This is a genomic window from Undibacterium sp. GW821-FHT07F11 (assembly GCF_059418665.1).
Window position 1 is genome coordinate 521,253 of record NZ_JBWKQH010000003.1, and the last position, 12,743, is coordinate 533,995.

Annotated in this window: 17 protein-coding genes; 12 read left to right on the forward strand and 5 right to left on the reverse strand. The window is 52.2% G+C overall.

Going from position 1 to position 12,743, the window contains the following annotated elements:
• Positions 1–2 precede the first annotated feature (2 nt).
• Positions 3–509, forward strand: coding sequence for a hypothetical protein (locus AC07OI_RS09550; RefSeq protein ID WP_495257040.1), 507 nt, complete (start codon positions 3–5; stop codon positions 507–509).
• A 232-nt stretch (positions 510–741) separates the two neighbouring features.
• Here AC07OI_RS09550 and AC07OI_RS09555 read toward each other — a convergent pair whose 3' ends face one another.
• Entirely contained in the window at positions 742–1,800 is a 1,059-nt protein-coding gene (locus AC07OI_RS09555) for a phage portal protein (RefSeq protein ID WP_495257041.1), read from the reverse strand.
• The gene (locus tag AC07OI_RS09560) at positions 1,797–3,635 is read right to left on the reverse strand and encodes a terminase ATPase subunit family protein (RefSeq protein WP_495257042.1); all 1,839 of its coding nucleotides are present in this window, start codon (positions 3,633–3,635) and stop codon (positions 1,797–1,799) included. The genes AC07OI_RS09555 and AC07OI_RS09560 overlap by 4 nt, the downstream gene beginning before the upstream one ends.
• A 140-nt stretch (positions 3,636–3,775) precedes the next feature.
• Here AC07OI_RS09560 and AC07OI_RS09565 point away from each other — a divergent pair, with 140 nt between their 5' ends.
• The 10 genes from AC07OI_RS09565 to AC07OI_RS09610 all read left to right on the forward strand — a co-directional run bounded on the left by AC07OI_RS09565 (position 3,776) and on the right by AC07OI_RS09610 (position 9,410).
• A complete protein-coding gene (locus AC07OI_RS09565) occupies positions 3,776–4,609 on the forward strand; it encodes a GPO family capsid scaffolding protein (protein WP_495257043.1) in 834 nt (277 codons plus the stop codon).
• 45 nt (positions 4,610–4,654) lie between these two features.
• Positions 4,655–5,656 carry a phage major capsid protein, P2 family gene (locus tag AC07OI_RS09570; protein ID WP_495257044.1) on the forward strand — a complete coding sequence of 334 codons (1,002 nt, stop codon included), beginning with the start codon at positions 4,655–4,657 and terminating at the stop codon, positions 5,654–5,656.
• 14 nt (positions 5,657–5,670) lie between these two features.
• Positions 5,671–6,417, forward strand: coding sequence for a phage terminase small subunit (gene gpM / locus AC07OI_RS09575; protein ID WP_495257045.1), 747 nt, complete (start codon positions 5,671–5,673; stop codon positions 6,415–6,417).
• Between the two features lie 110 nt (positions 6,418–6,527).
• A complete protein-coding gene (locus AC07OI_RS09580; protein ID WP_495257046.1) occupies positions 6,528–7,016 on the forward strand; it encodes a head completion/stabilization protein in 489 nt (162 codons plus the stop codon).
• Positions 7,017–7,018: 2 nt separating this feature from the next.
• Entirely contained in the window at positions 7,019–7,222 is a 204-nt protein-coding gene (locus tag AC07OI_RS09585) for a tail protein X (RefSeq protein WP_495257047.1), read from the forward strand.
• A gap of 2 nt (positions 7,223–7,224) precedes the next feature.
• Positions 7,225–7,446, forward strand: coding sequence for a phage holin family protein (locus AC07OI_RS09590; protein WP_495257048.1), 222 nt, complete (start codon positions 7,225–7,227; stop codon positions 7,444–7,446).
• Positions 7,443–7,940 (forward strand): lysozyme, encoded by a 498-nt coding sequence (locus AC07OI_RS09595; RefSeq protein WP_495257049.1) that lies wholly within the window; start codon positions 7,443–7,445, stop codon positions 7,938–7,940. Before AC07OI_RS09590 ends, AC07OI_RS09595 begins: the two co-directional genes overlap by 4 nt.
• An 8-nt stretch (positions 7,941–7,948) precedes the next feature.
• Positions 7,949–8,449: a lysis system i-spanin subunit Rz gene (locus AC07OI_RS09600; RefSeq protein ID WP_495257050.1), complete on the forward strand. Its 501-nt coding sequence runs from the start codon at positions 7,949–7,951 to the stop codon at positions 8,447–8,449.
• 1 nt (position 8,450) lies between these two features.
• Positions 8,451–8,936 (forward strand): phage tail protein, encoded by a 486-nt coding sequence (locus tag AC07OI_RS09605; RefSeq protein WP_495257051.1) that lies wholly within the window; start codon positions 8,451–8,453, stop codon positions 8,934–8,936.
• A 9-nt stretch (positions 8,937–8,945) separates the two neighbouring features.
• Entirely contained in the window at positions 8,946–9,410 is a 465-nt protein-coding gene (locus AC07OI_RS09610; RefSeq protein ID WP_495257052.1) for a phage virion morphogenesis protein, read from the forward strand.
• On the opposite strand, the gene AC07OI_RS09615 is transcribed toward AC07OI_RS09610, so the two are convergent.
• The 3 genes from AC07OI_RS09615 to AC07OI_RS09625 form a co-directional block, all read right to left on the reverse strand.
• A complete protein-coding gene (locus tag AC07OI_RS09615) occupies positions 9,400–10,734 on the reverse strand; it encodes a hypothetical protein (protein ID WP_495257053.1) in 1,335 nt (444 codons plus the stop codon). The two genes, AC07OI_RS09610 and AC07OI_RS09615, sit on opposite strands and share 11 nt — an antisense overlap.
• 167 nt (positions 10,735–10,901) lie before the next feature.
• Positions 10,902–11,507, reverse strand: a complete 606-nt coding sequence (locus AC07OI_RS09620) for a hypothetical protein (protein WP_495257054.1) — start codon at positions 11,505–11,507, stop codon at positions 10,902–10,904.
• Positions 11,508–11,570: 63 nt separating this feature from the next.
• Positions 11,571–11,924, reverse strand: a complete 354-nt coding sequence (locus AC07OI_RS09625; RefSeq protein ID WP_495257055.1) for a hypothetical protein — start codon at positions 11,922–11,924, stop codon at positions 11,571–11,573.
• A 435-nt stretch (positions 11,925–12,359) separates the two neighbouring features.
• Between AC07OI_RS09625 and AC07OI_RS09630 the strand changes: the two genes are divergently transcribed.
• Complete coding sequence (locus AC07OI_RS09630; protein ID WP_422639135.1) at positions 12,360–12,722, forward strand: DUF1484 family protein; 363 nt, start codon at positions 12,360–12,362, stop codon at positions 12,720–12,722.
• Positions 12,723–12,743 lie beyond the last annotated feature (21 nt).

The following is a 12,743-nucleotide window of genomic DNA, read 5'->3' on the forward strand; positions in this document are numbered from 1 at the left end:
CAATGACTGACTTTGAATATCTATCAGACCGTCGCAGCCAATTACGGCTTAGAGCATTGACAAACCGCATGTATTATCAAGAACGTCAAAAAATTTTTGATTGGCGGGAAGGAATAGTAAAAGCTATAGCAATTCTGGCGAGTTCCGTAGCATTTGCAAATGTCGCGGATCAAGTGATAATAAAATATTGTGTTGCAGTCATAACGTTTAGCAGCGCAGCATCGCTTGTTTTTGGCTTCGGTAACAAATCACGTGACAGTGCTAAACGTAGCACTGAATGGGCTTTATTGGATCGAGATATTGAAACTATCGGTGAACGCGATTTCACAGAGGATCAATTGAACAAATGGTCGGCACGTGCAAGTGAAATAGAAGCGGGTGAGCCTGCGCCGCACCCTGGAATTTTAGAGCGTTGCTACCTTCGCGCTTGCGAAGCAATCGGAAGTGAGCCAACAATCACGAAAGGTTCCTTATTCCGTAAGTTGAGGCCTGCGTTGATTATTCACTAAACGCAAGCCTGTAACATGCTTTAGGGCCTACTTCCTGCCCTAACCCGCGCCGCTCTCTCCCTCTCAAAATCATCCCGACAATCCCGATCACAAAACAGCGTATCGGGTGCCACCGGCTCATCACAAAATCGGCAATGCCCGGTCGCTTTCATCCCCTGCTTACCCCGCGCATGCGCAATCGCCGAAGCAATAAACGTCTCGACATTTTTATCTGACATATCCGCAACATCACTCATTTCGTTTTACCTCCCTCATCACCCAATGAATACGGCGTGAAGCGGATCACCTCCTCGCCCAGCCACTCGTTACACTCCCTAAATCGCGCCTGCAGCGGTTCCAGCTCATTCATGGCAAACACCTTCGCCGCTGGCTCCACAGCCCCGAAACCGCCCGTATTGTTCGGCACCAGGCCCAGCAGTTGAGGTGGCACCCGGTGGGCGGCCAGCATGTCGTCGCGCGTCACGTTCTTGATGCTGAAAAATTCATCCTTGGCCGCTACCTCAGACACCGGCAATATTTGGATGCCGTCCTTCTTGCCGTTGGGCGCATACATGAATACATTTCGGAAATTCCCCGGCCCCTTGCTATCGCGCAGCGCCTGGCGCATGTTGTCAACATCACTTTGATTCTGGGCCGGGTCTGTCATATACAAGATGAAGCCAGCGTGTGAGCCATTCTTGTAATACTTGCGTCTGAAAAGGGTAGCCGCCTCGTTTAACCAGGCAGAATGCAACGCACTCAGATACTCAGGCAGGCCGTACACCTCCTGATTAATATCTGGCTCCATCAAATGAAAAATCGCCCCAGACTCAAACACATGATCTTCCTGCCAGCCACGCACAAAGGCGTATTGATTCAAGTCATCGCTACACCGGCGCATGTACTTGGCAAGCGCCGGCTCAAGCTGCAAAGGCTTGCCGGTGCGGCTTTTACGGTTTTCCAGATAAGCATTGCCAAAGACAAGGAAATCCAGCGCAAACCGGCTAAATGCCTCGCGTGACAGCAAGGCATGCGGCACAAAGGTGGCCGCCAGCAGATTGCGCTTGACATAGATCGCCGTCGAATGGTGCACACTGGCCCTGAAAGACTTAGCCAGGCCGTCCCAACTGATAGGCGGCTCGTAATACCGCCCATTCGTCCAGCACTCGATATAGTCCAGAATTTCAGCCCGGTCTAATACCGGCGTCGGGTCGCCAAAGCTGAACACCTCTGCACCTGGCAAAGCCGGTACCGCCTCCGCCTGGCCTTCTGACGCTGCCTTGAATGGCCCGCGCCGCTTTCTCTTGCTCATGAATACACCTCCATAAATGATTGATTGCTACCTATGCCGCCATCTAATGGCTCATGGTCCAGCGCATGCATACACGCCCAGGCAAGGTCTGCATGCCCGGTTTCCTCGCTACGGTCTGCCACATAGGTCACATGCTGGCCGCTGGCCGTCAGTGTCTTTTTGATGGTCATGAATGCCTGCGCCAGATCCGTGGCCCCGGCGTCAAATTCCAGACGGCCCTTGCTGATCACGTCGCGGGCCTTGATGACCATGCGGCTCTTCACAGCCGGGTCGTAGTTGATTTTGGTCACATTGGGGTAGAAGTTCTTCACCAGCTGGTGCACACCCTCACCCATGCCCGTAGCGTCAATACCAATAAAGGCAACGTGATAGCGAATCGTGGATTGCCGTATCTGTTCAGCCTGGGCCGCAAAGTCCATGCCCCTGAACTGCATACGCTCTAACACCCTGAACTTGCCGCCAGGCGTGCGCGGTGGCGCAAGGATCACCAGCCCGGCACTATCGCCAGTAAAGGCAGGGTCATAGCCAATCCAGACCGGGTTATCCCCATAAGGCCGCGTGGTAAAAGGCTTAAAGTCTGTCCAGTCCACCCAGGCATCCACCATGCACTTTTGCAGCTCCTGCAAAGGGAACACCGACGCAGTGTCATCAATAAACTGACACATCAGCAGATTTTCAAACTGGTCCGGGCTGTACTCATAAGTGCGCAGCTCGTCGATATCAAACAAATCACAGCCGCCCGCCTGGGCGTCCATGATGGTGACGATTTGCCGCCACATCTTGTCTTCGCCCGTAAAGCCAGAGGCAAGCCGCTTGTGGCTGACATCGATATTGACCTGGTCTTTTTTAGGCCGCCGCTTATTGAACAGCTCTCCCGTCCAGAATGGGTATGCCTCATGCGTGATGCTCGAAGGCGTAGAAAAATAAGTCTTACGCCACTGCTTATGCAGCGCCATGCCTGACGCTACCTTGTTCAATTCCTGAAACTTATGCGTCCAGAAAAACTCATCAAAATAGAAATTGCCGTGATAGCCCTGGGCAGTACGCGCATTCGTACCCAAGAAGTAAAGATGCGCCCCATTCGGCAACACAATAGGATCACCGGCCAGCTCAATGCCTGCCGCCTCTTTGGCAAACTGGATAATGTATTGCTTGAAAACGTGCGCCTGGGCTTTGGATGCCGATAGAAAAATCTGATTGCGCCCCGTCTCCATAGCATCAGCCAAAGCCTCCCGCGCAAAGTACCAGGTAGCCCCAATCTGGCGCGATTTGAGAATTACCCGCGTACGCTCGCCCCCATTGCGCAGCCATACCTTTTGATAATCAAACAGCGAATCGCGGAAGGCCTCCAACAACTGGTCGCGCTGGTCATCGCTGTAGTCATTGCGTGCTGGTTTCTTCTTAGGCCCGGCATTGCGATTCGCCAGCTTAGGATTCAAATCCACTTCATTGCCGCCCGGTGCCTCATACCGCCGCACCCGCGCCGTCTGCACCGCCTGGCGCATCAGCAAATCAATTTCCTTGAAATCGCCGCCGGTCTTCACCTCCTTGGCAATCAACTGCACCAGGCGCGTTTCAAGGCTGGCTTCGATTTTTTCTATGAATGGCGTGTCGTCCCACTTCTCACGGTCGCACCAGCTCTGCACCGTCGTACGGGCAATCTCCAGATGCCGCGCAATCGAAGACACCCGCCAGCCCTGCCAGTACAAGGCCTGCGCGTGTTTCTTCAGGTCGTAGGTGGGCGCAACCGTTGCGCCAAGGGTGGAATCTTCGGGCGCATCCAGTTCGTTATCGGGGGAAATTTCAGACGGGCATTCGTCGGCATTCGCAATCATGCCGCCAGATTACGGGCATCGCGGGCGCGACGGCAGCGCCGTCAAGTTGCTATAAAACTTAACAACTCCCTGACCGTTGAACACAGTCAGCGCAAGTAAGACCATGGGCACTCATCAACTGCCCAGCCCCTTATTTCATCATGTCCACCAAAAAATTCAAGTCAAAATTCTTCCGCGTGGCGCTCGAAGGCGCAACAACTGACGGCCGCAAGATAGAACGCAGCTGGATACAGCAAATGGCCAAAAACTTCGACCCGCAAAAATACGGTGCCCGTATCTGGATGGAACACATACGCGGCACGCTGGCCGATAGTCCATTCCGCGCCTATGGCGATGTAACAGCAGTCAAGGCCGAAGAAGTCACCATCGACGGCGACAAGAAACTAGCCCTGTTCGCCCAGATAGAACCGACAGACGACTTGATCGCCATGACCAAGGCCAAGCAAAAAATCTATACCAGCATAGAAATCAATGACAAGTTTGCCGACACAGGCGAAGCCTACCTTGTCGGCCTGGGCGTCACAGATAGCCCCGCCAGCCTGGGTACTGAAGTTCTCAGCTTCGCCGCCAACAACCCCAACGCCAACCCCTTTGCAGGTCGCAAAACCAACCCTGCACACCTGTTCTCTGCGGCTGTCGAAGCCAATCTTGAATTTGAAGAAATCGATACAGAAACCACAGGCCTGGCCGCCAAGGTCAAAGACCTGCTCAAAGTCTTCAACAGCAAAAAAGGCGGTGACAACGCCCGCTTTGACGATCTCGGCCAGGCAATTGAAACCGTAGTCGAACACACAGCAGACCAGGAACAGCGTTTTAGTGAATCAAGCAAACGCATCACCGAGCTGGAAAAGAACCTCAAAACCGTCACAGACAACTTCAACAGCCTGAAAGACCAGCTCGACAAACAACCCGGCAACCACACCGCCCGCCCAACAGCCACAGGCGGCAACGGTACAGAACAGACCGACTGCTAAGCCAAACAACGAACCAAACAACACAACAAACACCAGGACACCCACATGCAAAACACCACCCGCAAAGCCTACAACGCCCTCGTCACCCGCCTCGGCGACATCAACGGCGTAGACGACGCCACCAAAACCTTCGCCATCGCCCCCAGCGTCCAGCAACGCCTTGAAACCAAAATTCAAGAATCCAGCCAGTTCCTCAGCCGCATCAACATCATCGGCGTGCAAGAAATGGAAGGTGAAAAGCTCCACTTAGGCATCAGCAGCCCCGTCGCCAGCCGCACCGACACCACCCAGCAAGACCGCCAAACCCGTGACTTAACAGGTCTGGAAAACGGCCGCTACAAATGCAGCAAAACCAACTACGACACCCACGTCCCCTACGCCAAGCTCGATGTCTGGGCCAAATTCCCAGATTTCCAAACCCGCATTCGCGACGTCATCGTCAAACGCCAGGCGCTAGACCGCATGGTCATGGGCTTCCACGGCACCAGCATCGCCCCCAACACTGACATCGTCGCCCACCCCCTGCTGCAAGACGTCAACATCGGCTGGCTGCAACACATGCGCGAAGACGCTCCACAGCGCGTTATGGCCCACGGCAACACCCCAGGCAAAGTCAAAATCGGCCAAAACGGTGACTACGCCAACCTCGACGCCGCCGTCTTCGATGCCATCACCCTGCTCGACCCATGGTTCCGTGAAGACGCAGGCCTCGTCTGCATCGTCGGCCGCGAACTCATGCACGACAAATACTTCCCCCTGGTCAATACCAACCACGCCCCCACCGAGACCCTGGCCGCCGACATCATCATCAGCCAAAAGCGTCTTGGCGGCCTGCAAGCCGTCAGCGTCCCCTACTTCCCGCCCAACAGCTTCCTTATCACCCGCTACGACAACCTGTCCATCTACTACCAAGAAAGCGCCCGCCGTCGCCAGATCGTCGACAACGCCAAGCGCGACCGCATCGAAAACTACGAATCCTCCAACGACGCCTACGTCGTCGAAGACTACGGCATCGCCGCCCTCGTTGAAAACATCGAACTCGCCTAAGTCACACGCCCACCATGACCACAGCCACCTATAACAGCCCCGCCCAGCGCCACGCCGCCCGCATCCTCGCGGCCAAGGCAGCGGCAGCATCCAGACACGGCCAGCCCATCCAGGGCAGCGCCTACGACTTGATGCTCGCCAAACTCATCAACGACAAACAAAGGCTCAAAGCCATCAAATCCATCCAGCGCAAAATCGAACTCAAGCGCGAAATCCTGCCCGACTACGACGACTGGATCAACGCCGCCCTACAGCACGGCAACGGCGCACAAGACCTCGTCCTCACCACCGCCCTCGTCTGGCACATAGACGCAGGCAACTACGCCCGCGCCCTCGACATCGCCCAATACTGCCTCGTCCACAACCTCAACCTGCCAGACCAGTACGCCCGCGATGTCCCCACCATGCTGTTGGATGAAATCCCCGGTGCCTACCTCGAAGGCCGCTTTGAAAGTGCAAGCGCAGCCGTAGAAACCCTACGCGCAGTCCAACTGCTGACCGTCAATGCAGACGTACCAGACCAGGCCAGCGCCAAGCTCTACAAGGCGCTGGGCTATGCCCAGATAGGCAAGATGGGCAACGGCGACATTGACTTTGACCTGTTGACAGAAGAACAGGCCAGCAAAGCCCTGGACAACCTGCGCCGCGCCCTGGACCTCTTCCAAAACATAGGCGTCAAAAAAGACATAGAACGGCTAGAACGCCGTTTAAAGAACATCGTAGGCGATGAAGGTGGAGAGAAAACCACCCCGCCCACGTAACTAGGCACCCTCCGGCGCCGGGCGGCGTGGGCCGATCAGGGATTTCTAGCCATTTCCCCTGTGACAGCCCACCCACCGCCCCCTTGATTGACCCATCACCCACCAGACCCATGCCATTTATTGCCAACGCACCAGGCGGCCAGCCAGGCACCACCCAGCCAGACAACATCATCACCAATGATGGCTTCTTCCCTGACATAGACATCGCCAACATGCGCGACGCCATCAGGCTGGACGGCACCGTCACAGACGCCCGCCTCATCGCCGCCACCGTAGACGCCATCATCTTTGTCAATGACCAGGTCAAAGAGCTAAAAGCAGCAGCACAAGCCGCAGGCCACAGCAGCATGGCCGCCATACCAGCCGCCCAGGTCAACCGGCAAAGCGTCCTGATAGCCCACTACCTGCGCGCCGTCTATTGCACCGCAAAGGCAGACCTCATCGAACGCTACAAAGACTACGACACCACTGCCACCACGCTCGATGACAAAAAACTCGTCAGCTTTCTGGCAAACGGCCCGGATGAAGAACGCAGGAATGCGCAGTGGGCAATGTCCAACTTGCTGGGCCGCCACCACGTCACCGTTGAGCTAATTTAGCCATGATCGTCCGCGCCCAACAAAACGACACCCTAGACCTGCTGGTCTGGCGTCACCTGGGCAGCACCGCAGGCATAGCCGCAGTGCTCGCCCTAAACCCCGGCATCACCAGCCTGGGCGCATTCCTGCCCATGGGCAAAGCCATCACCCTGCCAGACCGCACACCTGCAGCGCCAGTGCTGCAAATGATCAACCTGTGGGACTAACCATGAACGACAACCACATGGAAACAGTAAAGGCAATACCACCCGTCGCCATCAGCGCCATCACGTTTTTAGGCGTGCCCCTCAATGAATGGGTATTCATCCTCACCATTATTTACACCGTGCTGCAAATCACCTTCTTTGTGCGCGACAGGATGCTAAAGCCCTGGCTGCACAGACGTGCAAATCAAAGCGCAAATGCACAGAAAGGCAAAAGCCAATCATGAGCACCGACATCAAACAAAAACTCGCCGCCGCTGGCATCGCCGCCGCCTTGCCCATCATCGTCCTGTTTGAAGGCACCCGCCAAACCGCCTACCTTGACCCCGTCAGCATCCCCACCATCTGCCGGGGCCACACAGGCGGCGTCAAACTGGGCCAGACCGCCACCATAGCGCAATGCGACGACATGACAGTACAAGACCTGCTCAAAGCCAAAACAGCGATGGAAAGCTGCCTCAAAGTCCCCCTCAACGACAACCAGCGCGCCGCCTTCACGTCATTTGTATTTAATGTAGGTCCAGGCCGCAAAGGCGTCAAAGACGGCTTCTGCGTGCTCGAAAACGGCAAGCCCTCCACCATGATTACCTTGCTCAACAAAGGCGACTACACCGGCGCATGCAATCAAATGCAGTTTTGGAACAAAGCCGGTGGTGTCGTGTACCCAGGCCTCACCAAACGCCGCGCCGCCGAGCGCCAACTCTGCCTCACACCCGCATAGGCCAACCCATGCTCAACATCATCAAAGCACTAGACCCGCGCCCCTGGCTCGCCCTCGCCATCGCCGCCGCAGCCCTGTTCTGCGTCGTCAAATACAAAGACGCCATCCACCAGGTAGACAAACTCACCGCCCAAATTGCAAAGGACCAAGCCCAGGCCAGCGAAGCAGCCAGAGAAAACGAAAGGCTCATGTCCCGCAGCCTCGCCACCATCGCCACCACCCACCAAAAAGAGCTACAACATGAAAAATCCAAACGCGACCAGTTTATTAATAACGTGCGCACTGGCATTGTGCGCCTGTCAATCCCCGTCCAGGCTTGCAGCACCAGTGCCAGCCCAAATACCCCCACTAGCCCCAGCAATAGCCCAGAAACGCGAGCCCAACTTACGCCAGAGGCTGGAGCAACTCTTGCAGCCATCGCCGCAGACGGCGACGACGCCATCCGCCAACTAAACGCCTGCATAGACAGCTACCACGCCATCAGCACCATCATCAACAAACCGCAATAGCATGTACAAACCCAACAGCCTGCGCGCTCATTTAACCGCCGCTTTAGCCGATCTACAGCGCAACCCAGACAAGTTGCTCGTCTTCGCCGACAAAGGCAGCCTGCACACCACCCGCACCGCCTCACGCTCGTTTGAATACGCCTACGTCCTCAATATCATCGTCACCGACTACAGCGGTGAAGAAGACGCCCTCATCGTCCCCCTGTTAGATTGGCTGGCAACCCACCAGGCAGACCTGCTGGGCAACGACGACAAAGCCAAAGGCATACGCTTCATGGTTGACTTCAACAACCACGACAGCGTCGACATCAGCCTGGAGATTGATTTAACTGAGCGCGTCATCGTCAAACAAACCGGCACCCGGCTGGACATCACCCACGCAGGCGAAGTCACAGCAACACCAGACTACGCCGCCCCCTGGTGGCAACTCTACAACGGCACCACCCTGCTGGCAGAGTGGCAGGTACAACCCATCCCACCCCTATAGCGCCACACCATGCAAGACGACCTCACCGCGCTGGAGACATGGGCCAGCACCCTCCTGGCCAGGCTAGACCCCGCCGCCCGCCGCAAACTCACACTGCAAATTGCCCAAGACCTGCGCCGCCAGCAACAAACCCGCATCCAGGCACAACAAAACCCCGACGGCTCCCCCTACGCACCACGCAAGCAACGCAAAAACATCAGGGGCAAACAAGGCCGCATCAAAAAGCAAAAAGCCAGCATGTTCAACAAGTTAAGGACAAACACCCACCTCAAAGCAAAGGCAGACGGCAACGGGCTGGAAGTGGGTTTCTATGGCCGCGTAGCCCGTATTGCGCGGGTGCATCAATATGGGCTGCGGGATAGGGTTGTGGCGGGTGGGCGTGATGTTCAGTATGAGGAAAGGCGGGTTTTGGCGTTACTTCAAAAACAGTGTGCGGATGTAGAAAATCATATAATTAAGTTCCTTAACCTTTAGACGAGTCCGAATCTAAATCTTCTGCGTCAACTATTTCATACTCCGATTCAATTTCATCCAACTCACTTCCACTATAAGAGGGAAGCGGTATCCCGTCCGCTCGAATCAATTCCTCTGTGACTGCCTTCACCAAAAGTGTAAATAAATGGATATTATCAATAGCACGAATCAAACTCGCTGTTGGGACAATTTCGTCTGGCCGATGCACCATATAATTTCGCAATTTGTGTAACTCTAATATTTCGTTTTTCTGCCAACTAGTAAATGTAAATTTCTTTGTGATCAATTTTAGCAAGCGTCGAACATTGTTTCTAGATTGAGCCAAATCAATTTTTTCAAAATCATCCCGAGGAAGCATCGTCACCAAAACATATAATTGATGATGAAATTCGTTCCAAGCAGCGAAAAAATCGCTATATTCGACAGTCTTGGTTGTGGCTGCATTTTCTGAAACAAACTCCCTGTCATTGTCGGAAATCGCAAGCTGATCTATACCTTCAATTGCTTGCTTAAGCTTTGGCAATACTTCATCACTCAGCTTGCATACAACATCGAAATCAGCCTTTGAAACTGGCCGATTATGGGCAACTAAATTTCTCTTTTCATATAAGTTTTCCCATCTACCCCTTAAATATTCACTTTGGCACTGAACGATAGACGAAAAAAACCGATCCCAATTGGATCGCGGCAATGCGTCCTTCAATTCGCTAATTTTTAGATCACTAACGTCTTTTGCATTTCTAATTGCATCAATAAGAATTGAGGGGTTGGCTGTCGAATATTCTTTAAACAGGAAATTCGATAATTGGATGAAATCGACTTCATTTAAGTAGTTATGATCAGGTTTTGCATCTTTCTTCAACCGAATAGAATCTGACACTTCCTTCGGTATTGCCACTTTAGTCCATACAAGCCCAATTTTTATAAGCATGAATTTAGTAATTAGCTTACGCATTGTATTCTCAATCTCATGTACGATTGGATACATCTGCAACGCATAATTTGAACTCACTCCGTCCCAAAGAGTCTGCGCAGGCTTGCCACTTGCCTTGTGCAGAACGCCTCTAAAGTTTCTTAAAAAATCCTCAAAATCTGGCAACTTAGTGACATCGTCGACGGAAAGTTTTATATGGAAAAATCTCTGTTTATCGCCATCAGTTTCTCCTGTTTGAACTTCGTAAAGTAGGCTGAGCTCACCCACTTTCAGATGACTTTTTGAGACCGACACTCCATCAATGGACTGCACTAGATTGTTAAATGCAGTAATCGATTTACAAAATTGCTCCTTTTGGTCGACCGTTATCAGGTACTCAACTTTATACATCCCATCCACCCTTACTCTTAAAATAATAGCCTGTGTTTCTACGAATAGCTCTGCATAATTGCACACATGATTTTACGGTGGATATTGATTTTTCGGTCTCGACATGCGTGCGATTAGGTTACATTAATCGCACGTATTTTGAGCTTCTGCAAGAACAATAAGAGAAATCAAGTTGAAGGCCAATTCTGCACGAGATCACCGATCTTAATCGCGATATCCGTCACCTTTTCGATCTTCGGCAAGGAATCTAATAAGGTGGTTACAATGTGCTTTTTTGGCTTACCGCTTTTTAATTGTTCATCCACAGTATCGATAACTTCGAATGCAGCATCTTTTTGATCACTTGGGCAGTTAAGTTGCTTTATTTCATTCCTGAGCGCTTCAATATATTCTTCAAATCCTGCATTCATCTGAACGTTATTAACTGAGTTATCAATGGAGCTTTGATTAAGTCGAGCGTTAGCGCCATTGATATAGTAATTTATGCTTTGCACTGCTTGCTTCGCCTCAGGCAAGCCTAACTTTTGCACTTGCATTTGATAGGCAGCAGGGATGCCGTGAAATTTTTCATGGAATCCTGGATCGATAACCCTAAAGGTTTCTTTTGCACCATTTGACATATTTCGCTCGATAAGATCCCCTGATTCAACTAGTACATTATTTGCTTCCATGAATATTTTATTGGTTTGAACACTTGCGTGTAGCCCCTCTATTTTTGTACCGTCAGTTTTTAGAAGGATGACTAAGTCTTTCATTAAAGATTTGAATGGCATTTTTTTACTCCCAATTAATATTTGATCCATTGCATTCGGAAGCAACTTCTATAATTGATATCATTAATTCTTCCCGTACGGCAAAGTGATGGGTACAGAAAATCGAATTCTGCTGTTTTCAGAACTACGTGGAATTTCGACGTCAGACGAGGATAAGGAAAGTCCACCTACCACTACGTCAATTGCTGCCTCTTGTGCTCCATCTGCGCGCGTTGCACTAACCAAAACATCAAAGTCAACATTTTGAACAGCCTGCCCGTTAACCGAAATCGAATCTCCTTGACCTTTAGCATTAACTTTATGACTTGATATTTCAGGATTGACATGTCTCCCGTGATCACCTAACGCTTGCTGCGCGTTAACAACACCTTTCACAATATTCACTAAGGCATTTTCAATGAATTCTTGTAAGTTCATATTCGCTCCATGGGGTTGAATGGTAAGAAGAAATAGTTACGTTGCTTCGCTTGCATTTACTGCCGTCGCTTTTCATGCGACGGAATATTCACATTAACGAATTTATATTTAAATTAAGCAAATGAATTCTGTGTACTAATGGTTAATTGTTGTTAATTAAACACCTTAGCAATCTATAGCCATACACATTGCCAAACCACCCAAATCTAAGCTATCCTTGACAACGGTGCTGAACACACCGACAACTAGCGGCAGATGACCCGCGCCCGAAAGTCGTGGTTTTTTTACGTCCATAGGTTTACCTATGGCCGGGTAGTGCGTAACGATACAAGACCCGCAAGGGGAAAGTTACGGGCCGACTAGTTGCGGTGTTCAAGTACCTGGCCACCCTCTGAACAGGGGTGAAACTGAACGAAAAACAACTAGGAGGCCATCATGGCTGCTCATACCCCTATTGCGTCTGCAATAGCTGCATCATCACATCCCTCTTTTGCCTTTTCCAAACTGCAAGACCTGCGCGCCAGCTTTGAACGCCTGCGCGGCCTGCAAATCGACGCCCTCAAAGCCATGGGCTTTGACACCCTGCTCGACGACCTCGCCAGCATCTGCGACGCCCTAACCGAGCTAGACCGCATCAACGCCGACATGGGCGTCACCGACAGCGCCCTCACCATGCTGCTGCAACTGCTCGAATCCGCAGGCGAACAACCCCTCGCCCCCCAAGGCCTCCACGCCCTCCTCTCCCCCGTACAACAACGCCTTCTTACCACCTGGAACCACTTGTCTGACTTGATATAATATCTAGCTAATTACACAATT